This is a genomic window from Thauera sp. GDN1 (assembly GCF_029223545.1).
In the GTDB taxonomy this organism is placed as follows: domain Bacteria; phylum Pseudomonadota; class Gammaproteobacteria; order Burkholderiales; family Rhodocyclaceae; genus Thauera.
In genome coordinates this window covers 1958626-1984708 of the sequence record NZ_CP097870.1, presented here as the reverse complement: position 1 = coordinate 1984708, position 26083 = coordinate 1958626, and the positions used below count along the sequence as shown (strand labels likewise).

The 26083-nt window shown below is 69.8% G+C and carries 28 protein-coding genes; 13 read left to right on the top strand and 15 right to left on the bottom strand.

The genetic code is table 11. The features are described from left to right. From CKCBHOJB_RS09065 to CKCBHOJB_RS09025, 9 genes are all read left to right on the top strand, one after another. Positions 1-1122 carry an ABC transporter ATP-binding protein gene (locus CKCBHOJB_RS09065; protein WP_281048363.1) on the top strand — a complete coding sequence of 374 codons (1122 nt, stop codon included), beginning with the start codon at positions 1-3 and terminating at the stop codon, positions 1120-1122. Next, complete coding sequence (locus CKCBHOJB_RS09060) at positions 1119-1892, top strand: ABC transporter ATP-binding protein (protein WP_281048362.1); 774 nt, start codon at positions 1119-1121, stop codon at positions 1890-1892. Before CKCBHOJB_RS09065 ends, CKCBHOJB_RS09060 begins: the two co-directional genes overlap by 4 nt. Further along, entirely contained in the window at positions 1882-2616 is a 735-nt protein-coding gene (locus tag CKCBHOJB_RS09055) for an ABC transporter ATP-binding protein (protein ID WP_281048361.1), read from the top strand. Before CKCBHOJB_RS09060 ends, CKCBHOJB_RS09055 begins: the two co-directional genes overlap by 11 nt. A 99-nt stretch (positions 2617-2715) precedes the next feature. Then, positions 2716-3732 carry a DUF475 domain-containing protein gene (locus CKCBHOJB_RS09050; RefSeq protein WP_281048360.1) on the top strand — a complete coding sequence of 339 codons (1017 nt, stop codon included), beginning with the start codon at positions 2716-2718 and terminating at the stop codon, positions 3730-3732. 20 nt (positions 3733-3752) lie between these two features. Next, positions 3753-4379 (top strand): LysE family translocator, encoded by a 627-nt coding sequence (locus CKCBHOJB_RS09045; protein ID WP_281048359.1) that lies wholly within the window; start codon positions 3753-3755, stop codon positions 4377-4379. A gap of 671 nt (positions 4380-5050) precedes the next feature. Then, positions 5051-6385: a potassium transporter TrkG gene (locus tag CKCBHOJB_RS09040; protein WP_281048358.1), complete on the top strand. Its 1335-nt coding sequence runs from the start codon at positions 5051-5053 to the stop codon at positions 6383-6385. Beyond that, the gene (locus CKCBHOJB_RS09035; RefSeq protein ID WP_281048357.1) at positions 6378-7073 is read left to right on the top strand and encodes a TrkA family potassium uptake protein; all 696 of its coding nucleotides are present in this window, start codon (positions 6378-6380) and stop codon (positions 7071-7073) included. The genes CKCBHOJB_RS09040 and CKCBHOJB_RS09035 overlap by 8 nt, the downstream gene beginning before the upstream one ends. A gap of 80 nt (positions 7074-7153) precedes the next feature. Then, a complete protein-coding gene (locus CKCBHOJB_RS09030; protein WP_281048356.1) occupies positions 7154-7375 on the top strand; it encodes a hypothetical protein in 222 nt (73 codons plus the stop codon). A 366-nt stretch (positions 7376-7741) separates the two neighbouring features. Then, positions 7742-8107 carry a cold shock domain-containing protein gene (locus CKCBHOJB_RS09025; protein WP_281048355.1) on the top strand — a complete coding sequence of 122 codons (366 nt, stop codon included), beginning with the start codon at positions 7742-7744 and terminating at the stop codon, positions 8105-8107. Here CKCBHOJB_RS09025 and CKCBHOJB_RS09020 read toward each other — a convergent pair. The 4 genes from CKCBHOJB_RS09020 to CKCBHOJB_RS09005 are packed head-to-tail and all read right to left on the bottom strand — an operon-like array spanning position 8083 to position 12488. Beyond that, entirely contained in the window at positions 8083-8706 is a 624-nt protein-coding gene (locus tag CKCBHOJB_RS09020) for a nucleotidyltransferase family protein (protein WP_281048354.1), read from the bottom strand. The two genes, CKCBHOJB_RS09025 and CKCBHOJB_RS09020, sit on opposite strands and share 25 nt — an antisense overlap. After that, complete coding sequence (locus CKCBHOJB_RS09015; RefSeq protein ID WP_281048353.1) at positions 8703-9731, bottom strand: XdhC family protein; 1029 nt, start codon at positions 9729-9731, stop codon at positions 8703-8705. The genes CKCBHOJB_RS09020 and CKCBHOJB_RS09015 overlap by 4 nt, the downstream gene beginning before the upstream one ends. Before the next feature lie 10 nt (positions 9732-9741). Next, a complete protein-coding gene (locus tag CKCBHOJB_RS09010) occupies positions 9742-12033 on the bottom strand; it encodes a molybdopterin cofactor-binding domain-containing protein (protein ID WP_281048352.1) in 2292 nt (763 codons plus the stop codon). Next, positions 12030-12488: a (2Fe-2S)-binding protein gene (locus CKCBHOJB_RS09005; protein WP_281048351.1), complete on the bottom strand. Its 459-nt coding sequence runs from the start codon at positions 12486-12488 to the stop codon at positions 12030-12032. Before CKCBHOJB_RS09005 ends, CKCBHOJB_RS09010 begins: the two co-directional genes overlap by 4 nt. Positions 12489-12711: 223 nt before the next feature. Between CKCBHOJB_RS09005 and CKCBHOJB_RS09000 the strand changes: the two genes are divergently transcribed. Next, the gene (locus CKCBHOJB_RS09000) at positions 12712-13566 is read left to right on the top strand and encodes an alpha/beta hydrolase (RefSeq protein WP_348634832.1); all 855 of its coding nucleotides are present in this window, start codon (positions 12712-12714) and stop codon (positions 13564-13566) included. A gap of 12 nt (positions 13567-13578) precedes the next feature. Here CKCBHOJB_RS09000 and CKCBHOJB_RS08995 read toward each other — a convergent pair whose 3' ends face one another. Continuing rightward, positions 13579-14163 (bottom strand): PadR family transcriptional regulator, encoded by a 585-nt coding sequence (locus CKCBHOJB_RS08995; protein ID WP_281048350.1) that lies wholly within the window; start codon positions 14161-14163, stop codon positions 13579-13581. Positions 14164-14418: 255 nt separating this feature from the next. On the opposite strand from CKCBHOJB_RS08995, the gene CKCBHOJB_RS08990 reads away from it, so the two are divergent. Beyond that, positions 14419-17322: a crotonase/enoyl-CoA hydratase family protein gene (locus tag CKCBHOJB_RS08990; RefSeq protein ID WP_281048349.1), complete on the top strand. Its 2904-nt coding sequence runs from the start codon at positions 14419-14421 to the stop codon at positions 17320-17322. A gap of 201 nt (positions 17323-17523) precedes the next feature. On the opposite strand, the gene CKCBHOJB_RS08985 is transcribed toward CKCBHOJB_RS08990, so the two are convergent. The 7 genes from CKCBHOJB_RS08985 to mltG are packed head-to-tail and all read right to left on the bottom strand — an operon-like array spanning position 17524 to position 22586. After that, positions 17524-17865, bottom strand: coding sequence for a zinc ribbon domain-containing protein YjdM (locus tag CKCBHOJB_RS08985; RefSeq protein WP_281048348.1), 342 nt, complete (start codon positions 17863-17865; stop codon positions 17524-17526). Positions 17866-17904: 39 nt separating this feature from the next. Next, positions 17905-18615 carry an ankyrin repeat domain-containing protein gene (locus CKCBHOJB_RS08980; RefSeq protein ID WP_281048347.1) on the bottom strand — a complete coding sequence of 237 codons (711 nt, stop codon included), beginning with the start codon at positions 18613-18615 and terminating at the stop codon, positions 17905-17907. Between the two features lies 1 nt (position 18616). After that, positions 18617-19393, bottom strand: coding sequence for a TatD family hydrolase (locus CKCBHOJB_RS08975; RefSeq protein WP_281048346.1), 777 nt, complete (start codon positions 19391-19393; stop codon positions 18617-18619). A gap of 43 nt (positions 19394-19436) precedes the next feature. Continuing rightward, positions 19437-19802, bottom strand: a complete 366-nt coding sequence (locus tag CKCBHOJB_RS08970; protein ID WP_281048345.1) for a PilZ domain-containing protein — start codon at positions 19800-19802, stop codon at positions 19437-19439. Further along, positions 19799-20860, bottom strand: a complete 1062-nt coding sequence (gene holB / locus CKCBHOJB_RS08965; RefSeq protein ID WP_281048344.1) for a DNA polymerase III subunit delta' — start codon at positions 20858-20860, stop codon at positions 19799-19801. The genes CKCBHOJB_RS08970 and holB overlap by 4 nt, the downstream gene beginning before the upstream one ends. Beyond that, positions 20857-21543, bottom strand: coding sequence for a dTMP kinase (tmk, locus tag CKCBHOJB_RS08960; RefSeq protein ID WP_281048343.1), 687 nt, complete (start codon positions 21541-21543; stop codon positions 20857-20859). Before tmk ends, holB begins: the two co-directional genes overlap by 4 nt. 38 nt (positions 21544-21581) lie before the next feature. Beyond that, positions 21582-22586 (bottom strand): endolytic transglycosylase MltG, encoded by a 1005-nt coding sequence (gene mltG / locus CKCBHOJB_RS08955; RefSeq protein WP_281048342.1) that lies wholly within the window; start codon positions 22584-22586, stop codon positions 21582-21584. Positions 22587-22693: 107 nt separating this feature from the next. Between mltG and CKCBHOJB_RS08950 the strand changes: the two genes are divergently transcribed. Both CKCBHOJB_RS08950 and CKCBHOJB_RS08945 read left to right on the top strand, forming a co-directional pair. Beyond that, the gene (locus tag CKCBHOJB_RS08950; protein ID WP_281048341.1) at positions 22694-23725 is read left to right on the top strand and encodes a folate-binding protein; all 1032 of its coding nucleotides are present in this window, start codon (positions 22694-22696) and stop codon (positions 23723-23725) included. A gap of 19 nt (positions 23726-23744) precedes the next feature. After that, the gene (locus CKCBHOJB_RS08945) at positions 23745-24545 is read left to right on the top strand and encodes an NRDE family protein (protein ID WP_281048340.1); all 801 of its coding nucleotides are present in this window, start codon (positions 23745-23747) and stop codon (positions 24543-24545) included. On the opposite strand, the gene CKCBHOJB_RS08940 is transcribed toward CKCBHOJB_RS08945, so the two are convergent. The 3 genes from CKCBHOJB_RS08940 to tadA are packed head-to-tail and all read right to left on the bottom strand — an operon-like array spanning position 24542 to position 25956. Next, the gene (locus CKCBHOJB_RS08940) at positions 24542-25015 is read right to left on the bottom strand and encodes a GNAT family N-acetyltransferase (protein WP_281048339.1); all 474 of its coding nucleotides are present in this window, start codon (positions 25013-25015) and stop codon (positions 24542-24544) included. The two genes, CKCBHOJB_RS08945 and CKCBHOJB_RS08940, sit on opposite strands and share 4 nt — an antisense overlap. Next, positions 25012-25491, bottom strand: coding sequence for a L,D-transpeptidase (locus CKCBHOJB_RS08935; protein ID WP_281048338.1), 480 nt, complete (start codon positions 25489-25491; stop codon positions 25012-25014). Before CKCBHOJB_RS08935 ends, CKCBHOJB_RS08940 begins: the two co-directional genes overlap by 4 nt. Continuing rightward, entirely contained in the window at positions 25492-25956 is a 465-nt protein-coding gene (tadA, locus tag CKCBHOJB_RS08930) for a tRNA adenosine(34) deaminase TadA (RefSeq protein WP_281048337.1), read from the bottom strand. Between the last annotated feature and the right edge of the window lie 127 nt (positions 25957-26083).

Genomic DNA, 26083 nt, shown 5'->3' with positions numbered 1-26083 from the left:
ATGAACGAACTCGTCGCCGCCGTGCCCTGGCTGGGCAAGCGCAACCCCACCGCCGCGCGCTGGCTGATCATCATCGTCGCCATCGCCGCGCCCTTCATCGCCTGGCAGTTCGGCCGCAGCTGGGTGCGCATCCTCGACTTCGCGCTGCTGTACATGATGCTGGCGCTGGGGCTCAACCTGGTGGTCGGCTTCGCCGGCCTCCTCGACCTCGGCTACATCGCCTTCTACGCGGTGGGCGCCTACACTTTCGCCTTTCTGGCCTCGCCGCACTTCGACGTGCATCTGCCGTTCTGGGTGATCCTGCCGCTGGGCGCCGCCTTCGCCGCGCTCGCGGGCGTGATGCTGGGCTTTCCGGTGCTGCGATTACGCGGGGATTACCTCGCCATCGTGACGCTCGGCTTCGGCGAGATCGTGCGCATCTTCATGCTCAACCTGAACTACCCGGTCAACATCACCAACGGGCCGCAGGGCATCAACATGATCGACCCGATCAGCCTGTTCGGCTGGGACCTGTCGCGCAACATCCGCATCGGCGAGGACTTCACGATCAACTCGCTGTTCCTCTACTACTACTTCTTCCTGGCCGCGGTGGCCGCCTCGATCCTGTTCATCCAGCGCCTGCAGATCTCGCGCATCGGCCGGGCGTGGGCGGCGATGCGCGACGACGAGCTCGCCGCCAAGGCGATCGGCATCAACACCCGCAACATGAAGCTGCTCGCATTCGCCCTCGGCGCCACCTTCGGCGGCGTGGCCGGCGCGCTGTTCGGCGCCTTCCAGGGCTTCGTCAGCCCGGAGAGCTTCAGCCTGATGGAGTCGATCGCGGTGCTGACCATGGTGGTGTTCGGCGGCATGGGCAACATCGCCGGCGCGGTGGTCGGCGCCTTCGTGCTCGCCCTGCTGCCCGAGGTGCTGCGCGACGTCGCGGTGCCGCTGCAGCAGACGCTGTTCGGCCACGTGCTGCTCGACCCCGAGGTGCTGCGCATGCTGCTGCTGTCGCTGGCGATGATCCTGATGATGCTGCTGCGCCCGGCCGGAATGATTCCGGCGCGGGCACGCTACTGCCATGACCGCCACCTAAACCATCACCTGAGCAACACGCTGAAGCGGGAGGCCGCGAAGTGATCACCCTGCTCGAGGCCCGCAGCATCGGCAAGCGCTTCGGCGGCCTGCAGGCGCTCTCCGACGTCTCGCTGACCATCCGCAAGGGCGAGGTCTATGGCCTGATCGGCCCCAACGGCGCCGGCAAGACCACCTTCTTCAACGTGCTCACCGGCGCCTACACGCCCGACGGCGGCGAGTTCGTGTTCAACGGCAGCCTGCTGCCCACCGGCAAGCCGCACAAGGTCGTCGGCCGCGGCATCGCCCGCACCTTCCAGAACATCCGCCTGTTCCGCGACCTCACCGCGCTCGAGAACGTCATGGCCGGCCACCACATCCGCACCCGGGCCGGCGTGTGGGGCGTGCTGCTGCAGAGCCGCTTCACCCGCGAGGAGGAGCGCCTGACTACCGAGCGCGCCTACGAGCTGCTGCGCTATGTCGGCATCGAGCGCTTCGCCGACGTGGTGTCCAAGAACCTGTCCTACGGCGACCAGCGCCGGCTCGAGATCGCGCGCGCGCTCGCCACCGAACCGCAGCTGCTGGCGCTCGACGAACCCGCCGCCGGCATGAACGCCACCGAGACCGGGCAGCTCAAGCAGCTCATCCAGCAGATCCGCAATGACGGCATCACCGTGATGCTGATCGAGCACGACGTGAAGCTGGTGATGGGCCTGTGCGACCGCGTCGCGGTGCTCGACTTCGGCAAGAAGATCGCCGAGGACGTGCCCGCGGTGGTGCAGAAGGACGACGCGGTGATTGCCGCCTACCTGGGCGGAGGCAAGCATGCACACTGAACAAGGCACACCGCTGCTGCGCCTGCAGGGGCTGAAGATCGCCTACGGCGGCATCCAGGCGGTCAAGGGCATCGATCTCGAACTGCTCGCCGGCGAGACCGTGTGCCTGATCGGCGCCAACGGTGCCGGGAAGACGACCACGCTCAACGCCATCGCCGGCGTGCTGCCGATCGCCGGCGGCGACATCGAATACCGCGGCGAGCGCATCAACGCCCTGCCCGCCCACCGCCGCCTGCGCGCCGGCATCGCGCTGGTGCCCGAGGGGCGCGGCATCTTCACCCGCCTGACGGTGGAAGAGAACCTGCGCATGGGCGCCTACAGCCGCAACGACACCGCCGCCATCGAGGCCGACCTGGAGCGCGTCTACACTATGCTGCCGCGCGTCAAGGAACGCCTGCCGCAGGTCGCCGGGACGCTCTCGGGCGGCGAGCAGCAGATGGTGGCGATCGGCCGCGCGCTGTTGTCGCGCCCCCGCCTGCTGCTGCTCGACGAACCCTCCATGGGTCTGGCGCCGCTGGTGGTGGAGAAGATCTTCGAGGTCGTGCAGTCGGTCGCACGAGAGGGCGTGACCATCCTGCTCGTCGAGCAGAACGCCAACCTCGCGCTCGAGTTCGCCCAGCGCGGCTACGTCATGGAGTCGGGACGGATCACGCTCACCGGCACCGGCAGCGCCTTGCTGCAGGACCCGAAGGTGCGCGCGGCCTATCTGGGCGAGGAAGCATAGGCGGTCGCAGGGAAAGCCGATCTCCAACCGGGGAGCGCGCGGGGAGCACACGCGAAGGGAAAGCGCTAACATTGCGCACCTTTTTCCCGCGCCCTCCCCATGCAGAACCTCAAGTACTTCACCTGGTCGATCGGCTTCACCGTGCTCGGCCTCATCGGCGGCTACCTGGTCGACGGCTGGCCGGCCGTCTTCATCGTCGCCGTGCTCGCGGTGCTGGAAACCTCGCTGTCCTTCGACAACGCGGTGGTCAACGCCACCGTGCTGCGCCACATGGACGAGAAGTGGCGCCAGCGCTTCCTGCTGTGGGGCATCCTGATCGCCGTCTTCGGCATGCGCATCGTGTTCCCGCTCGCGATCGTCGGCGTGGTCGCCAACCTCGGGCCGGTGGCGGTGGTCGATCTGGCGCTGTTCAACCCGGACGAGTACGCGCGCATCCTCACCTCGGCACACCACGAGATCGCGGCCTTCGGCGGCGCCTTCCTGATGATGGTGTTCCTCAAGTTCTTCATCGACGTGAACAAGGACACCCACTGGCTCGCCCCGATCGAGGCCCCGCTGACCCAGCTCGGCCGCCTGGAAGCGGCGCAGATCATGTTCACCCTGCTCGCCATCCTCGCCAGTTCGGCCTGGCTCGACGGCGCCGAGCGGCGCATGGAGTTCATCGTTGCCGGCGTGTGGGGGCTGATCGTCTACATCCTCGCCGATGGCATCGGCGCGATCATGGGCGGCGAGGAAGGCGAAGGCGGCAAGGTCGTCGCCAAGACCGGCTTCGCCGGCTTCATGTACCTCGAGCTGCTCGACGCCTCGTTCAGCTTCGACGGCGTCATCGGCGCCTTCGCGCTGACCAACAGCCTGCCGATCATCGCCATCGGCCTCGGCGTCGGCGCCATGTTCGTGCGCTCGTTCACGCTGATGCTGGTCTATCGCGGCACGCTGGAGGCCTACCGCTACCTGGAGCACGGCGCCTTCTGGGCGATCGGCGCGCTGGCGGCGATCATGTTCATAGGCGTGCATGTGCACATCCCCGAGACCATCACCGGCCTGATCGGCGCGGTGCTGATCGGCGCCGCGTTCTGGAGCTCGATCCGCCACAACCGCGCCGCGCTCGCCCGCTGAACGCGGCGCGCACGACCGCCATGCTCGCCCCCGACCAGTTCCTCGCCTTCCTGCTCGCCGCGGTCGTGGTCACCGTCTCGCCCGGCCCGGACAACCTGATGGTGCTGGCGATGGGCATGGCCAGGGGACGCAGCCGCGGCATCGCCTTCGGCCTGGGCTGCGCGCTCGGCTGCCTGAGCCACACCGCGCTCGCGGTGATCGGCGTCAGCGCGCTGATCGCCGCCTCGCCGCCCGCCTTCACCGCGCTGCGGGTCGTCGGCGGGCTCTATCTGCTGTGGCTCGGCATCCAGGCCCTGCGCAGCACCGGCGGCGCGCAGGTCGGCCGCGCCGAGTTCACCGACCAGCCGCTGTCGGCGCTGTTCCTCAAGGGCGTGCTCGCCAACGCCGTCAACCCCAAGGTCGCGCTGTTCTTCATCGCCTTCCTGCCGCAGTTCGTCGTCCCGGCGCAAGGCAGCGTCGGCCTGCAGATGGCGCTGCTGGGCCTGGTATTCACGCTGCAGTCCGCCCTGCTCTTCGGCCTCCTCGGCTACTTCGCCGGCGCCATCGGCCAGTGGCTCCAGCGCAAGCCGCGCGTGGGCCTGTGGCTGGACCGCATCGCCGGCTCGATCTTCGTCGCGCTCGGGCTGAGGCTGATCGTCACCCGCTAGGCGGACCGCGATGCGCGCGGCCTGCACGCCGCGGCGCCGGGTCGCCCGCGCGCGTCAAGGGCAAGCTGATCAGGGCCGGCAGGGGCTTCGCGTAATCCGGCTTTCCGGCGATGGTGCCGAGCGAGGACATCGAAGGGCACGTCTTCGAGTCCGTGAAGCTCACGGAGCACCGGAAGACGCTGGGCGAATTCGAGGGTGCGGACTACGTGCGCGTGCTGACCAAGGCGACGCTGGACAGCGGCGAGGGGTGGAGGCGTATGTGTATGCGCTGGCGGCGGGGGAAGCGGGGGGTGAAGCAGGAGTTCGGCCTGACCCGACGCTCACCATCTGCCTCGACTCGCGATCAACGGCAGCTATGAGGATGCGGTTTCCAATAACGGCAGCCGGCCACCAGGCCGTCTTTCAATTCCCAAGCGTTCCTGTCGCCAGAATGGCAGCTTCGACCACGAACTTGCCGTAGAGCCCGTGCGCGTCGGGATGAGCAGTGCGCAAGCCTGTCGCACGTACGACCTCAAGCAACCGAGAGCGCGGCCTACGCATCACCATCCACCGCTTCACGTTTACCGGCACGAAGATTTTGACGCGGGCAATTCACACCAGCCGGGCGTATGATTCGCACCCGATGTGCGCTGTTTTTCCGCGCCGCAACATGACTCGAAGGATGGTGCGAATTGAAGATTCGCGAGGTCCAGCACCCGGCTCGTGTCGTTCCGCTCGCGTTCCTGATCACGGTCCTGATCGGAACCGGGCTGCTCATGTTGCCGATCGCTCGCGCAGATGCTGTCGCCACGCCTTGGCTTACCGCGCTGTTCACCTCGGTATCGGCGGTATGCGTGACGGGCCTGGTGACGGTCGACACCGGCACCTACTGGTCGTCGTTCGGGCAGTGGGTGATCATGGCGCTGTTCCAGATCGGCGGCTTCGGCATGATGACAGCCGCCACGCTGCTCGGGCTCATGGTCAACCGATCTTTCCGCTTGCGCTCGCGGCTCACCGCGCAGGCTGAAACACACGCCGTCGGTATCGGCGACATCACCAGCGTGGCCAAGCTCGTGCTGATCGTGACCCTGATCGTCGAGCTGTTTGCGGCGCTGACCTTGATGCTGCGTTTGCGCACCGCTTACGAGTTGCCCTGGGGCGATGCCGCCTGGAGCGGACTCTTCCACGCCGTGTCCGCTTTCAACAACGCGGGATTCTCGATCCACGCAGACGGGCTGGTGCGCCATGCGACCGACGTCTTCATCCTTGCCCCCATCATGCTGGCGATCGTGATCGGCGGTCTGGGCTTTCCTGTCCTGCATGACCTACGCCGGAAGTTCGCCAGCCCGCACCGCTGGTCGGTGCACACCAAGCTTACGCTCGTAGGCACGGCCGTGCTGTTGGTAGGCGGCGCGATTCTGCTGCTTGGCTTCGAGTGGTCCAACCCGCGCACGCTCGGCCCCATGGCCGCCGGGGACAAGCTGCTATCGGCGATCTTTGCCTCTGTCTCGGCACGCACCGCTGGCTTCAATGCAATCGACATCGGCGGGCTGACGCACGAAAGCCTCGGATTGCACTACTTCCTGATGTTCATCGGAGGGGGCAGTGCCGGCACGGCCGGCGGCGTCAAGGTGGGCACTGCAATGATCCTGGTGTTGCTGGTCATCGCGGAGATCCGGGGCCGGATGGACACGGAGGCCTTTGGTCGGCGGATCAGCCATTCGGCACAGCGTCAGGCCATCACCGTGCTCGTCCTCAGCAGCGCAGTGGTCGTGGCGGGCACCGTGTTCATCCTGCACACCACGGAGATCGCGACCGACAGGGTAATCTTCGAGGTGATCTCGGCTTTCGCAACCGTCGGCCTGTCTACCGGCATCACTGCCGAACTGCCTGAATCCGCCCAACTGGTGCTGGTCGTGCTGATGTATGTCGGCCGGGTTGGAACGATCACACTGGCCGCATCGCTTGCGCTGGGCGAGCATCGCATGCCGTTCCGCTATCCAGAGGAGCATCCCGTTGTTGGCTAGGCTATTTACAGAGCAGTTCGCCTTCTCGAAGGGCGATAGTGTCGTCGTGATCGGCTTGGGGCGCTTTGGTGGTGCCGTTGCTGACTCCCTGATGCAACTCGGGCACGACGTGATGGGCATCGACCGCGATGCCGAGCCGGTGCATGCATGGGCGGACCTGCTGACCCACGCAGTCCAGGCCGATTCGACCAACGCGATGACCATGCGTCAGCTCGGCGTGGCGGACTTCTCGCACGCCATCGTGGGTATCGGCGGCGATCTGGCCGCGAGCCTGATGACCGTGATGGCGCTGACCGAATTGGAAATTCCGGATATCTGGGTCAAGGCCATGACGCCTGAGCACGGCAAGATCGCCGAGCGCATCGGCGCACATCACGTGGTCTACCCGGAGGCGGACATGGGAGAGCGCGTCGCCCACCTCATCAGCGGGCGAATGATGGACTACATTGAATTCGACGACGGCTTTGCAATCGCCAAGATCCAGGCGCCGCCAGCGACGCACGACCTTTCGCTCGCCGAGTCCTTGGTGCGCGAGCGGTTCGGCGTCACGGTCGTCGGGATCAAGCGCGCGCACGAGGACTTCCAGCACGGCAAGCCGGGTAGCGTCGTGCGGCCCGGCGACCTGCTGATCGTCTCCGGGCCCACCAAGAAGGTGGAAGCCTTTGCCGCCAGTGGTCGCAGACGCTAGCCGGCCAACCCGTTGATGGGAGCAGACCCATAGTCCGACGACCCGTTCCATCATGTCGTCTCCCAAAAGGCCTCCGCGAAATGCTCAACTGGGTCCTGAGTCAATTCAAGCGACAGTCGGCTGAAGATCTCGAGCGGGCGCGAGAACTGGTCAAGGCTGCCGAGCCGCGAGGGGCACACGTGAACCTTGCGAAGGCACGTGAGCTTGCTCGGGCGCTCGGGATCGAAGTGGAGGCTCATGCAAGCGCCGACGAGGTCGTTCACGCAATCAAGCGTTACCTCAGTCATCACGGCGAGTTGTGAGTCTGGCAGTGCGTACCGCTGAATAAAAACCTGGGCGAGCAGCGCTGCGCAACTGCGCCTTGTCTTGAAGGTCGTCTCCGCTTAGAAACCCGCCGCTGCACCATCGAGATGACGAATGTCTCTTCCGGGTCGTTAGGGTGACTTGGGAATTTCGGCAACCGCTCATCCCTTTCGCATATGGCCGAGCGGAATCGAGCGACACCATTGGCCGATACGCGGCAGGTCGACAGCATTCCCTGCCCAGTGTCGACAAGCTCCATCACCCTCTGGGCAGACGCCCCTCCCCGCCTGGTTTATCCTCCACACGGCTCACGGCATTCGTCATGGCCCCCTGTGCCCACCCCTCACCCGACCCAACTCACCCCCATGCGCCATCAAGGACGAATCACCACCTGGAACGACGATAAAGGCTTCGGCTTCATCACGCCCAACGGCGGAGGTGAGCGCGTCTTCGTGCACATCAGCGCGCTGTCCAGCCGGCAGCGCCGGCCGCAGGGGAACGAGCTGGTGACCTACGAGTGCGTCACCGACGGCAAGGGGCGCGCGCAGGCGAAAGCCGTCGCCTTCGTCGGCGAGCGTGCGGTGGCACCGGCTTCTTCCGGGCGCAGCGCGCTGCCCGCGGTGTTTGCGATCGGCTTTCTGGCGTTCGTCGTCCTGAACTGTGCCGCGCTCGGCTGGCTGCTGTCGCCGGCCGGTGCGCGCACGCTTCAGTCGGTGCTCGGCGCCGCCTGAGGGCGGGCCGGCAGCTGCTCGGGCCGGTCGACGTCCATCAGCACGCCCGGATCATCGACCGGGCGCAGCACGAGCTGCGCGCGATGCGCGCTCAGGATGTCGCGGCCGCCATGGTCGCCGGTCAATGCGGACAAGGCCTCGCGCCACTGGCGGGCGAAGCCGACCGGGTGTCCGCGCTGCCCCTGGTACTGCGGGGCGGCAAGGCTGGCGCGGGCGCGCAGCGCGGCGGCGATCGCACGGTGGGTGGACGGCTGGATGAAGGGCATGTCGGCCAGGGCCACGATCCAGCCCGCCGCATCGGCGGTGGCGCGCACGCCCGCGGCGAGGCTGTGCCCCATGCCGCCGTCCGCCTCGGGACAGGCGAGGATCTCGCACCCCGCCTCCACCAGGCGCGCGGCCAGGGGGTGATCGGCCGCACGCAGCACGACCACCACCCGATCGCAGGCCGGGCGCAGATTCGCCGCGGCGGCCAGCGCCATCGTCCGGCCATCGGCCAGCGGGTGCATCAGCTTGTCGCTGCCGAAGCGCCGTCCCCTGCCGGCGGCGAGCAGGATGCCGACGATCTCGCCGCTGCTGGCGCCGCGCACCACCCCGCTCATGGGCAGGCGCCGACCGGCGCGGCTGCGGCCGGTCCGTCCGCCGATGAAGCCGGCGCCGCAACCGCGTGTGCGAAGGGCGTGCCGACGCCATTACGCACCGCGGTCATCTCGGCGAGGATCGCGACCGCGATCTCGGGCGGCGTGCGGCTGCCGATCTGAAGCCCGACTGGGCCATGCAGGCGATCGACTTCGGCCGGCGTGAGGTCGAAATACCGCAGCAGGCGCTCGCGCCGGCGCTGGCTGTTCACCGTGGAGCCGAGCGCGCCGACGTAGAAGGCCGGCGACTTCAGCGCCTCGAGCAGCATCATGTCGTCGAGCTTGGGGTCGTGGGTCAGCGCGACCACCGCGCTGTGCGGGTCGAGTCGGAGTTCCAGCACCGCGTCGTCGGGCATGCCGGGCACGATCGTGGTGCCGGGCACCTGCCACTCGGCCGCATACTCCTCCCGCGGGTCGCAGACGAAGACCTGGTAGTCGAGCGCCTGCGCCATCTGCGCCAGATAGCTGGAGATCTGCCCGGCGCCGACGATCAGCAGGCGCCAGGCCGGGCCGTGGGGCGTGCTCAGCGTCCGCCCGTCCCACTGCACCCGATCGCCCGCCGTGCCGGCCGCGATCCGGTTACCCGCCTCGCCGATCGTGACGCTGCGGCGCACCAGCTCGCCGCGGGCGATGCGTTCGGTCAGGGCCTGCAACGCGGCGACGTCGGGCTGCGGCTCGATCACCAGCTCCATCGTCCCGCCGCAGGGCAGGCCGAAGCGGCGCGCCTCGTCCTGGGTGAGGCCGTAGGCGTGCACGAGCGCTGCGCTCGACATGAACTCGCCGCCCAGCATGCGCTCGATGAGGTCGGTCTCGAGGCAGCCACCGGACACCGAGCCCTGTACCACGCCGTCCGCGCGCAGCGCCATCCACGCGCCCGGCGGGCGCGGCGCCGAGCCCCAGGTGCGCGCCACCGTGACCAGGGCGAAACGCTGCCCCGCCGCGGCCCAGCGGCACGCCGCGTCGAGCACTTGTCGGTCGGTGCTGTGCATGTGCGCCTCCTCAGCCGAGCTGGTCGCGGATCGGCAGGCTGCGGATGCGCTTGCCGGTCGCGGCGTAGATCGCATTGCACAGCGCCGGCGCGACCGGCGGCAGGCCGGGCTCGCCCACGCCGCCGAGTGGCGCATCGAAACCGGTGGGCGTCAGCAGATGGGTGCGGATCTGCTTGGGCGCCCCATCGATGCGGGTCACCGGGTAGTCGTGGAAGTTGCCCTGCACGACGCGTCCGGCCTTGAAGCTGATCTCGCCCTCCGTCGCCAGGCTGATGCCCTGGATCACCGCGCCTTCGAGCTGGGCGCGCACCCGATCGGGGTTGATCACCGCGCCGCAGTCGAAGGCGATGTCCACGCGCGGGATCCTCAGCCTACCCTCGGCATCGACCGCCGCCTCGACCACTACCGCTGCATAGCTGACGAAGCTGCGATGCGCGGCGATGCCCAGGCCGTGGCCTTGCGGCAGGCTGCGGCCCCAGCCCGCTTCGGCCGCCACGCGCTCGATGACGCCGCGCAGGCGCGCGGTGTCGTAGGCGTAGCGCTTCGGGTCCTCACCGTACAGCCACTGGTCGGACACCGAGGCGGGATCGATCACCCGGTCCGGGCCGAGCAGCTCGAGCAGGTAGTCCTTGGGGTCGCGCCCGGCGGCCGCTGCCAGCTCGGCGACAAAGCTCTGGATCGCGAACGCGTGCGGGATGTTGGACACCGAGCGGAACCAGCCGATGCGCGTGTGCGCGGGCGCAGGCGGGTTCTCGACGCGCACGTTGGGGATGGCGAAAGGCATGTCGACCGCGCCCATCGCCAGCTCGAAGGTCCCGGCCTGCTGCGCGTCAGGCACGAAGATCGACTGGATGGTCGGCGCCACCGTGCGGTGCAGCCAGGCCTGCGGCCTGCCACCGGCGTCCAGCGCCGCCTCCAGGCGCGCGACCGAGACCGTGTGCAGGTAGCCGTTGTGCAGGTCGTCCTCGCGGGTGAACGTTAGCTTGACCGGCCGCCCGTCCATCGCCCGCGACAGGATCGCCGCCTCGCTGGCGAAGTCCGGCTTGGACTTGCGCCCGAAGCCGCCCCCGAGCAGCAGCGTGTTCACGATCACCTTGTCGAGCGGCAGGCCGAAGCGCTTGGAGAGGTCGGCACGGATCGCCTCCTGGTTCTGCACGCTGCACCAGACCTCGCACAGGTCCGCGGTGACGCGGGCGGTTGCGGTCGGCGGCTCCATCGGTGCCTGGGCCAGATGCGGGATGTAGTAGCTCGCCTCGACGCGGCGGTCGGCATTGGCCAGCGCGGCATCGACGTCGCCGTTGCTGCGCACCACCTTGCCCGACTGGCGCGAAGCGGCTTCCAGCGCCTCGCGGTAGCGCGCCGAGTCGTAGCCGGCGTTGGGGCCGTCGTCCCATTCGATGTCGAGCAGCCCGCGGCCCTTGATCGCGGCGTAGGTGTTGTCGGCGATCACCGCCAACCCGCCGAGCGGCTGGAAGGCCGAGGGGATCGGCGTTTCCTCGATCGGCACCACCTTCAGCACCCCCGGCACCTGCAGCGCACGGGCGGCGTCGAAACGCCTGAGCCTGCCGCCATAGACCGGCGGACGCGCGATCACCGCGTAGGCCATGCCCTCGATGCGGGCGTCGATGCCATAGACGGCCTTGCCGGTGGTGATGTCGAGGTTGTCGACCAGTGCGACGCCGTCGCGGCCGATGTAGCGGAAATCCGCCGGCTTCTTGAACACCAGCGCGTCCGCGGCCGGCACCGGGCGCAGCGCCGCGGCGCGGGCGAGGTCGCCGAAGCCGATGCGCCGGCCGCTGGCCGCATGCACCACCTCGTGACGCTCGGCGCGCACCTCCGCGACCGTCACCTTCCAGCGCGCCGCCGCCTCCTGCTCGAGCATCTGCCGGGCGGCCGCGCCGATGCGGCGCAGGGCCTGGAAGTGATGGCGCATGCTGCGCGAGCCGTCGGTGTTCTGGTTGCCGAAGCGCGCCTCGTCGCCCGGTGCCTGCAGCACCTTCACCCGCGCCAGCTCGGCCTCGAGCTCGTCGGCCACCACCATCGCCCAGCTGGTGCGCACGCCCTGCCCCATCTCGGCGCGATGGCACAGCAGGCTCACCGTGCCGTCGTCGGCGATGGCGAGGAAGATGCGCGGGTCGTCCTTCAGGCCGCCGCTCATGGCCTCGGCGCCGTACCTGGTTTCCTGCGCGCGCGCGGGGCGGATGCCGGTCGCCAGCACGAAGCTGCCGGCCGCGAGGCCGCGCAGGAAGCCGCGGCGGCTCAGGCTCAGGTTGGCGATCCCACTCATGATGATGGCGCTCATTTCGCGGCTCCCTTGGCCGCTTGCCTGATCGCGGCACGGATGCGCGGGTAGGTGCCGCAGCGGCAGAGGTTGCCGCTCATCGCGGCGTCGATCTCGGCGTCGCTCGGGTCCGGGGTCTTCGCCAGCAGGGCCGCCGCCTGCATGATCTGCCCGCTCTGGCAGTAGCCGCACTGCGCGACGTTGAGTTCGCGCCAGGCTTCCTGCACCGGATGCATGCCGTCGGGCGACAGGCCTTCGATGGTGGTGATCGCCCGCCCTTCGAGCTCGCCCATCGGCAGCAGGCAGGCGCGCGCCGGCTGACCGTCGACCAGCACCGTGCACGTGCCGCACAAGCCCAGGCCGCAGCCGTACTTCGTGCCGGTCAGCCCGGCGAGGTCGCGCAGATACCAGAGCAAGGGCATCTCGGGGTCCCCATCCGCCTGATGGGTGCTGCCATTGACGATGAATTTGGTCATGACTCCTCCTTTGTCTCGTTGCCTGCGATGACCGCCCACATCCCGCCGACGCCGCCAGCATGCAAGGGTGCGCCCGGCGGGCAGGATGACGCCATCGGGTAAACACCTGTGTCGGGCTGGCCGCTCAGGGCCTCATCGACGCCGGTCTACTCCCTCGGGTCGGGAGGGCGGCGCCAGGAACGGATGCGCTCCTCTATTGACGTGCACGTCAACGCAGGGTGGAATGCAGCCTTCTCCAACAGCTTTCCCGCCCGACCAGGTCGAGTCCCCCCAGCCGAAGATGATCGCCACCAGCCCCCCGGTTCAGGATCACCGTATCGACACGCCGGATGGCGTTCTGTTCTGCCGGGTGTGGTCGCCGGCCGTTTCCGGCGCACGCGCGCCCATCGTCCTGCTGCACGACTCGCTGGGCAGCGTCGAGCTGTGGCGCGGCTTTCCGGAGGCCTTGTGCGCGGCGACCGGCCGCCAGGTCGTCGCCTACGACCGCCTCGGCTTCGGCAGGTCCGACGCCCATCCGGCGACGCTGGCGCTGGACTTCATCGCCCGCGAGGCCGAGAACGGTTTCGACACCGTGCTCCGCCACCTCGGCATCGAAGGCTTCATCCTCTTCGGTCACAGCGTCGGCGGCGGCATGGCGGTGAACTGCGCCGCCCACCACGCCGGGACCTGCGTCGGGCTGGTCACCGAGTCGGCGCAGAGCTTTCTCGAGGAGCGGACGGTGAAGGGACTGGAGGAGGCGCGCGAGTTCTTCAAGGATCCGGCCCAGATCGCCCGCCTCGAGCGCTACCACGGCGACAAGGCGCGCTGGGTCCTGGATGCCTGGATCGAGTCCTGGCTGCATCCCGAGTTCGAGACCTGGTCGCTGCGCGAGGTGCTGCCGCAGCTGCGCTGCCCCGCTCTCGCCATTCACGGCATCGAGGACGAATATGGCACCACGCGCCATCCGGAACTGATCGCCGAACTCAGCGGCGGGCCGACGCGGCTCGCCCTGATGCCGGACACCCGCCACGTGCCGCATCGGGAGAAGGAAGCGGAGGTGATCGCGATGGTCGCCGAGTTCGTGCGCGAACTGCCCTGAGCGCTCGCCCGCTCAGCGGCCGGCCTCCGCGCCGCTAGCCCGAGGCTTCCGCTCGCCCGGCGCGTCCATGACCAGGGTCCCCAGCGCCTCGTCGTACCAAGCGATCCAGCCCGCCTCGTACTGGATGCCGGCCTTCAGGATCAGGTGATGGATGCGGCGCTGGCGCGAGGCTTGGGCGCCGGACGGAAAATCGCGCGCCTCGATCGCGCGATAGGCGCGCAGCTTGTCGGCGTGCAGGGCGCGGCGGCGCTCGAGTTCGGGAATCAGGCCGAGCGGGCCGATGACGGCGTCGGCGCGCAGGCGGACGAGGAACTCGTCGCGCAGCTCGGCCAGCGGCGCGGATTCGCCCGCCCAGCGCATCAGCTCCGCCTCGCCCGCCGGCAGCACGCTGTAGCTGCGCTTGCGGCCGCGGCCGGCTTCGGGGTCGGGCTCTGAGCGGATCCAGCCGGCCTTCTCCATGCGCCCGAGCTCGCGGTAGATCTGCTGGTGGGTCGCCTGCCAGAAGTGGCCGATGGACTTGTCGAAGCGCCGCGCCAGCTGGTAGCCGGACGAGGGTTGTTCGAGCAGGGAAGTGAGCAGTGCATGGGCGAGCGACATGGCCCGAGTCTATCCGCGCCGCCTCGCACCATGCAACGCGTTGCATAGTTCGCAGCGATCTTCTACAGTACTGCAACTGGTTGCATAGTCGGACGCCGGCTCCTGGTCTGTCCGCCGGTCCGTGCGTATCTCCCTCCCCTCGCGCGCGCGGGCCGGCCACCCGCTCCGGCGGCCACGCCGGAGACACCCCCGCCGTCGTCCGGCCATGCGACCAGCCCCCATCAAGAATCACCCAGAACGACCGCGAGCGAGACGATGGCTACCTATCCGCACCTGTTCCGTCCCCTGGACCTCGGCTTCACCACCCTGCCCAACCGCTTCCTGATGGGCTCGATGCACGTCGGCCTGGAAGAAGTCGAAGGCGGCTTCGAGCGCATGGCAGCCTTCTACGCCGAGCGCGTGCGCGGCGGCGTGAGCCTGATCGTCACCGGCGGCATCGCCCCCAATGCCGAGGGCCGGCCGTGGAGCGGCGGCGCCACGCTGACCACCTCGGAGGAAGCCGCGCACCACCGCGTGATCACCGACGCGGTGCATCGCGAAGGCGGCAGGATCGCGATGCAGATCCTGCACTTCGGCCGCTACGCCTATCACCCCGAGCTGGTCGCACCCAGCCCGATCCAGGCCCCGATCTCGCCCTTCGTGCCGCGCGAACTGTCCGCGGCGGACGTCGAGCGCACGATCGAGGACTTCGTGCGCTGTGCGGAGCTCGCCCGCGAGGGCGGCTACGACGGCGTCGAGATCATGGGCTCCGAGGGCTACCTGATCAACGAGTTCATCGTCGCCCACACCAACAAGCGCAGCGACGACTGGGGCGGCGCCTACGAGAACCGCATCCGCTTCGCCACCGAGATCGTGCGCCGCACCCGCGAACGCCTCGGGCGCGACTTCATCATCATCTTCCGCCTGTCCCTGCTCGACCTGGTCGAGGACGGCTCGACCTTCGAGGAGGTGGTGCAACTCGCACAGGCGATCGAGGCCGCCGGCGCCACGCTGATCAACAGCGGCATCGGCTGGCACGAGGCGCGCATCCCCACCATCGCCACCTGCGTGCCGCGCGCCGGCTTCGCCTGGGTGACGAAGAAGCTCAGGGACCACATCCGCATCCCGCTGATCGCCACCAACCGCATCAACACGCCCGAGGTCGCCGAGGCCATCCTCGCCGAGGGCAAGGCCGACATGGTGTCGATGGCCCGGCCCTTCCTCGCCGACGCCGAATTCGTGCGCAAGGCTGCCGAGGGCCGCGGCGCCGACATCAACACCTGCATCGCCTGCAACCAGGCCTGCCTCGACCACACCTTCAGCGGCAAGATCACCTCCTGCCTGGTGAATCCGCGCGCCTGCCACGAGACCGAGCTGGTGATCGAGCCCGCCGCCACGCCGCGCACCATCGCGGTGGTCGGCGCCGGCCCGGCGGGCCTGGCCTTCGCGACGACCGCTGCCGAGCGCGGCCACCAGATCACGCTGTTCGAGGCCGGCGAACGCATCGGCGGCCAGTTCAACATCGCCATGCAGATCCCCGGCAAGGAGGAGTTCGCCGAGACCCTGCGCTACTTCGGCCGTCGCATCGAACAGACCGGCGTGACGCTCAGGCTCAACACCCGCGTCTCCGCCGCGGAGCTGGCCGGCCGGTTCGACGAGGTCGTGCTCGCCAGCGGCATCGTGCCGCGCGTGCCGGAGATCGAGGGCGTGGAGCATCCCAAGGTGCTCGGCTACCTCGACGTGCTGCGGGACAGGAAACCGGTCGGCCGCCGAGTCGCCATTCTGGGCGCGGGCGGCATCGGCTTCGACGTCGCGGAATACCTCAGCCACGAGGGCGTGAGCCCCAGCCTGGCGCCGGAAAAGTTCTATGCCGAATGGGGCATCGACGCGAAATACGCCCGCCGTGGTGGCCTGATGCCACCGCAGCTGGACGCCGCCCCGCGCGAGATCGTGCTGCTGCAGCGCAAGGCGAGCAAGGTCGGCGAAGGCCTGGGCAAGACCACCGGCTGGATCCACCGCACCGCACTCAAGAACCGCGGCGTGAAGATGATCCCCGGCGTGAGCTATCGCCGCATCGACGATGCCGGACTGCACGTGACGATAGCCGGCAAGGACGAGGTCTTCCCGGTGGACAACGTGATCCTGTGCACCGGCCAGGAGCCGCAGCGCGAACTGCAGGCCGCGCTGATCGAGGCCGGCATGCGGGTCCATCTGATCGGCGGCGCCGACGTCGCCGCCGAGCTCGACGCCAAGCGCGCGATCAAGCAGGGGATCGAGCTCGCCGCGAGCATCGAGAAGAGCGCCTCCGCCCCGGCCCTGGTCGCCGGCCAGCTCCCCGCCTCCCCCGGCGTCGCCGGCATCCCGCTGCCTCAGTTCGACACGCTGCGCATCGGCCTCGACGGCCAGGTCGCCGTCGTGACCCTGAACCGCCCCGACAAGGCCAACGCACTGAACATGCAGATGTGGCAGGACCTCCGCGCCGCGATGCAGTGGGCGGATCGCACGCCGGCAGTGCGCGTGGCGGTGGTGCATGGCGCGGGCGCCAACTTCTGCGCGGGCATCGACCTGCAGATGATGATGAGCATCCTGCCCACGGTGAAGGACAGCTGCGAGGCGCGGACGCGCGAGAACCTGCGCAACCTGATCCTCGACCTGCAGGACACGCTGAGCAGCCTGGAACGCTGCCGCAAGCCGGTGCTCGCCGCCATCCACGGCGCCTGCGTCGGTGGCGGGGTGGACCTGGTGGCCTGCGCCGACATGCGCTACTGCGCCGCGGACGCGTATTTCTCGGTCAAGGAGATCGACCTCGGCATGGTCGCCGACGTCGGCAGCCTGCAGCGCCTGCCGCGCCTGATCGGCGAGGGCATGGTGCGCGAGCTCGCCTACACCGGTCGCAAGCTCGGCAGCGCGGAAGCTGCGCGCGTCGGCCTGGTCAATCGCGTGTTCGACACGTCCGATGCCTTGATGGAAGGCGTGATGACCGTTGCCCGGCTCATCGCCACCAAATCGCCGCTGGCGATCCGCGGCACCAAGGACACGCTCAACCACGCCCGCGACCACAGCGTAGCCGACGGCTTGGACCGCGTCGCCACCTGGAACGCGGCGATGCTGATGTCCGAGGACCTGCAGGCGGCGATCCGCGCCGGGATCACCAAGCAGCCGGCGAAGTTCAGGGACTGAACGCGGCCGACATCGCGGCTGCCGCCGCTCCCACGGGAACCGGTGTGGCAGCCGGCGCGCGTGCAGCAACGGGCACGCCCGCCACCGCTCCTGCATGGCTCGAGAGCGCCGCAGCCTGCCGTGGGAGCGGCGGAAGCCGCGGACCCGACCCCTCCGCCCCCGCCGCAGCCCCTTGCCGCCGCGCCGCCCGGCGCTACACGCTCAGCTCTTCTTCACGAACTCCGACTTCAGCTTCATCGCGCCGATGCCGTCGATCCTGCAGTCGATGTCGTGGTCGCCCTCGACCAGGCGGATGTTCTTGACCTTGGTGCCGACCTTCACGACCAGCGACGAGCCCTTGACCTTGAGGTCCTTGATCACGGTGACGCTGTCGCCATCCTGCAGCACGTTGCCGTTGGCGTCCTTCCACACCTTCTGCGCCTCGACCGCCTCGGTGGCGGCGTGCTTAGGCCACTCGTGCGCGCATTCCGGACAGACGTAGTTGTCGCCGTCCTCGTAGGTGTATTCGGAGTTGCACGCAGGGCATCTGGGCAGGCTGGTCATCCTGTTTCCTCGTCGTGTTCTTTTCGGGTGGTATCGCGATCACTCGATCGTGAGCGTCATCGCCGGCGGGCGCAGGCCGCGGCGCTTGCGCTCGGCCGCGATCAGCTCGGCGATGTCGGTGTTCTTGTTCTGCAGCGCGAAGGCATCGGCGGACAGGCCGGTGTCGCTGAGCGCGTTGACATTGGTCTGCGCCACGGCCAGCAGGCGGCGGACGACGCCGATGTGGCCGTTGCGCGCGGCCAGCATCAGCGCGGTGGCCTTGTTGGGCGCCGGCGCATTGACGTCGGCGCCGGCGGCGAGCAGCCGGTCGAGAATCGCCTCGCGACCTTCGAACGCGGCGTAATGCAGCGGGGCCCAGCCCTCGTGGTTCACCTGCGCGCCGGCCTCGATCAGCTTCTGCGCCACCGCGTCGTGACCGCGCAGCACCGCGAGCATCAGCGCCGAATCGCCGGCGAGGTTGCGGTAGTCGAGCTTCGGACGGTATTTCAGCAGCGCCCCGACGGTGTCGAGCTGGCCCTCGCGCGCGGCGAGGATCAGCAGCGAGTTGCCCTGCCCGTCGACCGTGTTCGGGTCGATGCCGCGGTCGAGCAGGCCGGCGAGCTGGGAGGTGTCGCCCAGGCTGGCGGCGCCGAGCGCGTCCTCGTAGCTGCCGGCGATGGTGGCGCACGAGAACAGGGTGCTGGCCGCGACCACGGCGGCGGCCAGCACCTTGCGCGACGGCTTGGGCGACGGGCGGCGCGCCGTCGTCATTTCAGGCAGGTCTTTGTACATGGCGGAACAGGCGGAAGAAGTTGTCGGTGGTGGCCTGCTCGATGGCGGCCAGCGGCAGTTCGCGCAGGCGGGCGATTTCCTCGGCCACATGCACGACCCAGCCGGGTTCGTTGGTCCTGCCCCGGTGCGGCACCGGGGCGAGGTAGGGGGAATCGGTCTCGATCAGCAGGCGTTCGAGCGGCACGCGCCGGGCGACCTCCTTGAGATCCTTCGCGTTGCGGAAGGTGACGATGCCCGAGAAGGAGATGTAGAAGCCCTGCTCGAGCGCCGCCTCGGCCACATCCCAGCTCTCGGTGAAGCAGTGCATGACGCCGCCCGCCTCGCCGGCCCGCTCCTCGCGCATCAGGCGCAGGGTGTCGTGCGCCGCGCCGCGGTTGTGGATGACCAGCGGCTTGCCGGTCTCGCGCGCCGCGCGGATGTGGGTGCGGAAGCGCGCGCGCTGCCACTCCGGAGCGTCCTTCTGCCAGTAGTAGTCCAGCCCGGTCTCGCCGATCGCCACCACCTTGGGATGGTCGGCGAGCGCGACCAGGCGCGCCACGTCGGGCTCCTCGACGCCGTCGTTGTCGGGATGCACGCCGACGGTCGCCCACAGGTGGGCGTGGCGCTCGGCCAGGCCGAGCACGCGCGGAAAATCCTCCAGCTTCACGCCGATGCACAGCGCGGTGCCGACGTCGTTGGCGGCCATGGTGGCGAGGATCTCGTCCTCGCGCGCGGCGAGGTCGGGGAAATCGAGGTGGCAGTGTGAATCGACGAACATCCGGGTCCTGCGGGTTGGGGGCGAATCGTGGCGGGTCGAGGAATCAGAGCGTATGCGTGGGCCGGTTCGACCCCAGGTGCCCGGCCAGCACCTGCTCGATGCGGCTGCGCAGCACCTTGCTCGATTCGTCGGCGGAAAAATGCACCCCGATCCCCTGCGTCTTGCCACCCTGGGCGCCGTGCGGGGTGATCCACGCCACCGTGCCGGCCACCGGATGACGCGTCGGGTCGTCCATCAGCTGCAGCAGCATGAAGACCTCGTCGCCGATCCTGTAGGCCTTCGGGGTGGGCACGAAGATGCCGCCGTTGGCGAGGAAGGCCATGTAGGACGCGTAGAGCGCCGACTTGGAGTTGATGTTGAGCGACAGCACGCTCGGGCGGGCGACGGCGGGGCGGGCGGCTTCGGTCATCCTCGGGCTCCGGCAATGGCGCGGGCGTAGCGCATCAGCATGTCTTCGAGCACCAGCCGCAGACTGAGCGGATGGCGCGACACCTTGTGGATCTGGACGAGCTCATTGTAGCAGCCGCTCGCCGCCGCCACGGTCATGCGGCTGGCCAGCGCCGACAGCACGCCCTCCTGCGCCGGAAAGAAGCGCGTCCGGCCGCCCAGGCGCAGTGCGGCGAGATCGCCGACCCAGCGCAGCATCCAGTCGGAGAGCTCGGGCAGGCCGAAGCCGGCCGCGGCGGCCTCCTTGGATTTCAGCCAGGCTTCCCACTGCCCGGCCACGCGCAACGCGTCGGCCGCCTGCAGCCCGCCGATGTCGCGCACGAACCGCGCCAGCAGCGCGCCGCCGCCGGCCTGCGCCAGGCGCTCGGCCGCCAGCGGCATGCCGCCGCCGAGCGCCAGCAGGGTTTGCGTATCGCGGTCGGCCTGCGCCGTCCAGTGCGCGAGCTCGGCCTCGGCGGGGCGGGCGAAATGCCACTGCTGGCAGCGGCTGCGGATGGTGGGCAGCAGCCGGCGCGGCGCCGAGGACACGAGCAGGAAGACGCACCCGGCGGGCGGCTCCTCGAGCAGCTTGAGCAGGGCGTTGGCGGTGAACACGTTCATCGCCTCGGCGGGGTCGAGCACCACCACCCGGCGCGAGCCGTGGTGGCCGGTGATGCTGAGCGCAGCCTGCAGGTCGCGGATCTGCTCGATGACGATCTGCTCGGAGGCGGCCTTGGCGGGGGTCTCGCGCGCGGGCGTCTCGCTCTCGCCCGCCCCTTCGGCGGCGGCGACGAGCTCGGCCGCCGGCACCACGCGGATCAGGTCCGGATGGTTGCCGGTGAGCCGCCACTGGCAGGGTTCGCAATGGTCGCAGGCGTGGCCGTCGGGGCGCGGCGCATCGCACAGCAGGCGGGCGGCGAGCGCCTCGGCCAGCTCGCGCTTGCCCAGCCCGGCGGGGCCGACGAAGAGCAGCGCGTGCGGCAGGCGCTCGCCGAGTTCGACCAGGCGCTGCCAGGTCGGCTGCAGCCAGGCGTGGATCATGAGAAGAAGCGCTCGCGCACGATGCGCTCGATCTCGGCGCGGATGACTTCCGGCGGGCGGTCGGCGTCGATCACGCGCATGCGCTCGGGCGCACGCGTGGCGCGCTCCAGATAGGCCGTCCGCACGCGCACGAAGAAGTCGCGCTGCTCACGCTCGAAGCGATCGGGATCGACGCCGGTCGAGGCCACGCGCGCCGCGGCCACCGCCGGGTCGAGGTCGAACACCAGGGTCAGGTCGGGTTGCAGACCGGGATGGACCCAGGCCTCCAGCGCGTCGAACTTGTCGCGGTCGAGACCGCGGCCGCCGACCTGATAGGCGAAGGTCGCGTCCGAGAAGCGGTCGCACACCACCCAGCGCCCCGCTTCCAGCGCCGGCTCGATGCGCGCGGCGAGATGTTCGCGGCGGGCGGCGAACATCAGCATGGCCTCGGTCTCGAGGTGCATCGGCTCGTGCAGCAGCAGTTCGCGCAGGCGCTCGCCGAGCGCGGTGCCGCCCGGTTCGCGGGTCTGGTCCACATCGATGCCGGCCGCCTGCAGCAAGGCGACGGTGGCGGCGATCTGGCTGCTCTTGCCGGCGCCGTCGATGCCCTCGAAGGTGATGAAGCGGCCGCGTGCGGGTGCGAGCGCCGGCCGGGGTTCAGGATCACCCGCGGACGCGGGGGTGGTCGGATCGGTATGGCGCATGGGAAGGTCTGACAGGGGCCGGACGGGCGGCATCTTGCTCACTGGCCCCCTCCGTTGCGAATGAACTTGTTCACCGCGCGGTTGTGGTCGGCGAGATTCCGGGAGAACTCGCTGCTGCCGTCACCGCGGGCGACGAAATAGAGGAACTCGCTCTTCTCCGGCTGCACCGCGGCACGCAGCGCGGCCTCGCCCGGTATCGCGATCGGGGTCGGCGGCAGGCCGGCGCGCGTGTAGGTGTTCCAGGGATGATCGGTGTCGAGATGGACGCGACGCAGGCGGCCGTCGAAATCCGGCCCCAGGCCGTAGATGACCGACGGGTCGGTCTGCAGGCGCATGCCGATGCGCAGCCGGTTGGCGAACACCGAGGCCACCATCCGGCGGTCCTCCGGGCGACCGGTCTCCTTCTCGATGATCGACGCCAGGATCAGCGCCTCGTAAGGCGAGCCGAGCGGCGTCTCCGGGTCGCGCTCGGCCCAGGCCCGCTCCAGGCGCACATGCATCGCGCCATAGGCGCGCCTGAGCACGCCGAGCGCACCCGAGCGCTTGTCGAACAGATAGGTATCGGGGAAGAACAGGCCTTCGGGATGCTCCTCGCCGGCGCCGATGCGGGCGAGGATCTCGGCGTCGCTGAGGCCGGCGGTGTCGGGTTCGAGGTCGGGATGCGACTCCAGCGCCTGGCGCACCTGGCGGAAGGTCCAGCCCTCGGGCAGCAGCAGCTCCCCTTGCGAGACATCGCCGTCCGACAGCTTCAGGATCAGCTGCCAGGGAGTGATGCCGGCATGGACCTCGTAGCTGCCGGCCTTGATGCGATGGGCGCGGCCGCTGACGCGGGCGAACAGCGTGAGCACGCGCGCATCCACCGGCACGCCGGCACGCTCGATCAGGCCCGCGGCCTGGCGCATGCCCACGCCGCGCGGCACGGTGAAATCGACCGCCTCGGCCCGCAGCGCGAGCGGGCGATGCGCGTACCACCACCCTGCTCCGGCGACCAGCGCCGCGGCAAGGATCAGGAACAGCACGAGACGGAGGACAAGACGCTTCATCGGCGCTCGCAATCGACGGAAAATCCCTGCCGGCGCCATGGGCGACCGGGCTGCGGAGGGCGCTTATAATACTTCATCGCACCAACCCCCGAGCCCGAACCCCGATCATGACAGTCTGGACCGAACACCTCGCCCGCCTGGGCGCCACCCTTGGCGAAGCCTCCCTGCACTTCAGCGACGCGGCCAGCGAGGCCCGCGCCGCGACCGAGTCGACCATCGCCGTGCCGCTGCTGCACCTCGGCACGATCCGCTCCGTGGGCCCGGATTCCGCGGTTTTCCTGCACAACCTCGTGTCCAACGAGGTCAGGAAGCTCGAAGCCGACGCCGCGGCTTGGAACAGCTTCAACTCGCCCAAGGGGCGCATGATCGCCAGCTTCCTGATGTGGCCCGAGGCCGAAGGCCATGCGCTGGTGCTGTCGGCCGACATCCTGCCGGCCTTCCTGAAGAAGTTCTCGATGTACGTGCTGCGCAGCAAGGTCAAGCTGTCGGATGCCAGCGCCGACGTGGCCCTGATCGGCGTCGCCGGCCCGGACGCGGGCGCTGCGGTGCAGGCCGCCGGCGCCGAACTGCCCGCCGCGGACATGAAGCAGACCCTGGCCGCCTCCGGCCTGCGCTGCATCCGCCTCGGCGAGACGCGCTACGTGCTCGCCGTGCCGGCGGAGGCCGCGCCGTCCGCCTACGACGCCCTGCTCGCTGCCGGCGCCCAGCGCGCAGGCACCGCTGCCTGGCAATTGACGATGATCCGCGCCGGCCTGCCGCTGATCACCGCGCCGACGCAGGAAGAGTTCGTCGCCCAGATGCTCAACTACGAGCTGATCGGCGGGGTCAATTTCCACAAGGGCTGCTACCCGGGCCAGGAGATCGTGGCCCGCACCCAGTACCTCGGCAAGCTGAAGAAGCGCACCTACCGCGTCGCACTGCCGGCCGGCGTGGCCGCCGCCGCGGGCACGGACCTGTATGCACCGGACTTCGGCGAGCAGTCGGCCGGCAAGCTGGTCAACGTCGCCCCCACCGCCGACGGTGGCGCCGAGGCGCTGGCGGTACTGCAGTCGAGCAGCGCCGAAGCCGGCGACATCCGCCTCGGCACGCCCGACGGCCCGCGCCTGAGCCTGCTCGCCCTGCCCTACGCGCTGAGCTGAACGCCGGAGCGCTGCCGCCATGTGCCTGGTCGTGTTCGCGTGGCGGATGCACCCGCGCTATCCGCTGGTGCTCGCCGCCAACCGCGACGAGTTCCTGAACCGGCCGGCGGCGCCCGCGCACTGGTGGCCCGACGCCCCGGACCTGCTCGCCGGCCGCGATCTCGAAGCCGGCGGCACCTGGATGGGCTTCAGCCGCAGCGGACGCTTCGCCGCGCTGACCAACTACCGCGACCCCAGCCGCCACGTCGCCGGCGCGCCCTCGCGCGGCGCCCTGGTGCGCGGCGCACTGGAAGATCAGCGCGACGCCGCCGCCTGCCTGCACGCGCTGGCGACGCAGGCCGATGCCTACGCCGCGTTCAACCTGCTGGTCGGCGACGGCGAGCGGCTCGGCGTGCTGGAGAGCACGACCGGCACGGTGCGCATGCTGCAGCCGGGCGTATATGGGCTGTCCAACCACCTGCTCGACACGCCCTGGCCCAAGCTGGTGAAGGCGCGCAGCGGCCTTCAGCGCCAGCTTGCCGCCTGCGCGGAGACACCCGCGGCGGAGGGCGCAGCCGGCGAGGACGGGCTGATCGAGTCGCTGCTGCAGCTGATGCGCGACCCCACGCCCGCCGCCGATCCGCATCTGCCCGAGACCGGCGTCAGCCTGGAATGGGAACGCTGGCTGTCCCCCGCCTTCATCCGCGCCCCCGGCTACGGCACGCGCTGCAGCAGCGTGGCCGTGCACGGCGAGGCCGCGGGAACGCGTTTCGTGGAATGGACCTGGGACGCGCACGGCGAGTTGCGCAGCCGCGTCGAGCACCGCTTCAAGCCGGCCTAGATCCGGCGGTGCATGGCGCGGTGCGCGATCCCCGCCTCCATGAACACCGCGCCGTGCTCGACGAAGCCGTGGCAGCGATAGAAGTCGAGCGCATGCACCTGCGCATTCAGCGCCACCTCGCACAGCCCGCGGCGAACCGCTTCCGCGACCAGCGCCTCCAGCACCGCGCCGCCCACGCCCTTGCCGCGCATCGGCGCGAGCACCGCCATGCGCCCGATGTGGCCGTCGGGAAGCAGGCGCCCGGTGGCCACCACCGCACCCGTCCCGTCGCGCGCGATCGCGTGCCGGCTGAGGGGATCGAAGGCGTCGCGCTCGATCTCCTCGGGCACGCCCTGCTCGTGCACGAACACCGTCATGCGCACCGGCATCACCGGCGCCGCGGCCGTCTCCCAGTCGGCGATCTCGATCCGCAGGCCGGGGGCGCAAACCGGCGGCGGGACCTGCGCCCGACCTTCCCGCAGCGGGCTCATTCGACGATCTCCACCGGGGTGCCAACGGGCAGCAGTTCGAACAGCTCGATGATGTCGCGGTTGCGCATGCGCACGCAGCCGTGCGAGCGCGGCGCGCCCATCGGCTGGTCGTCGCCGGTGCCGTGGATGTAGATGTAGCGCCGCATCGAATCGACGTCTCCGCCGCGGTTGCGCCCGGGTTCCTCGCCGCACAGCCACAGGATGCGGGTCAGCACCCAGTCCCGGCCGGGATGAGCGGCAGCGAACGCCGGGTTCCACAGCTCGCCGGTCGGCCGGCGGCCGCGGAACACCGCGCCGTACGGCGCACCGGCGCCGATCCGGGCACGGATGCGGTGGCGTCCGCGCGGCGTGCGGTAGCTGCCGCTCTCCTCGCCCGCCCCGTTGGCCGCGGTCGATACCGGGTAGCGGCGGATGCAGGCGCCGTCCTCGCCGAACAGCGCCAGCACCTGCGCGCCGATGTCCACACGCACCCGCATTCAGGCCACCAGGGTCCTGCCGCGGCGCGCGGCGAAGAAGTTCGACAGCATGCTGCCGCATTCCGCGGCGAGCAGGCCGCCCTCGATGCGGGCGTGGTGGTTGAGGCGCGTCTCGGCGAACAGGTCGAGCACGCTGCCGGCCACGCCGGTCTTCGGGTCGCGGGCGCCGAAGACGACGCGGGCGACGCGCGCGTGCATGATCGCGCCGGTGCACATCACGCACGGCTCCAGGGTCACGTAGAGCTCGCAGCCGGGCAGGCGGTAGTTCCCCAGCCGCGCCGCGGCGTCGCGCAGGGCCATGATCTCGGCGTGGGCGGTGGGGTCGTGGCGGCCGATCGGCTGGTTGAAGCCGCGGCCGACGATCTCGCCGTCGAGCACCACCACCGCGCCCACCGGCACCTCGTCGCAGGCCCCGGCCTGGCGCGCCTGTTCGAGCGCGGCGCGCATGTAGTCTTCGTCGTTCATTGCATCAATCGTGTGCACGGGCCGCCAATTCTAGCCCGAACCGGCGCCGCGTCCCGCATGCCCTGCTCGCCGCCGCCGGCTTGGGCTAGAATCCGCGCGACCTGCCCCCGGCCCAGGGGGCGTTCTC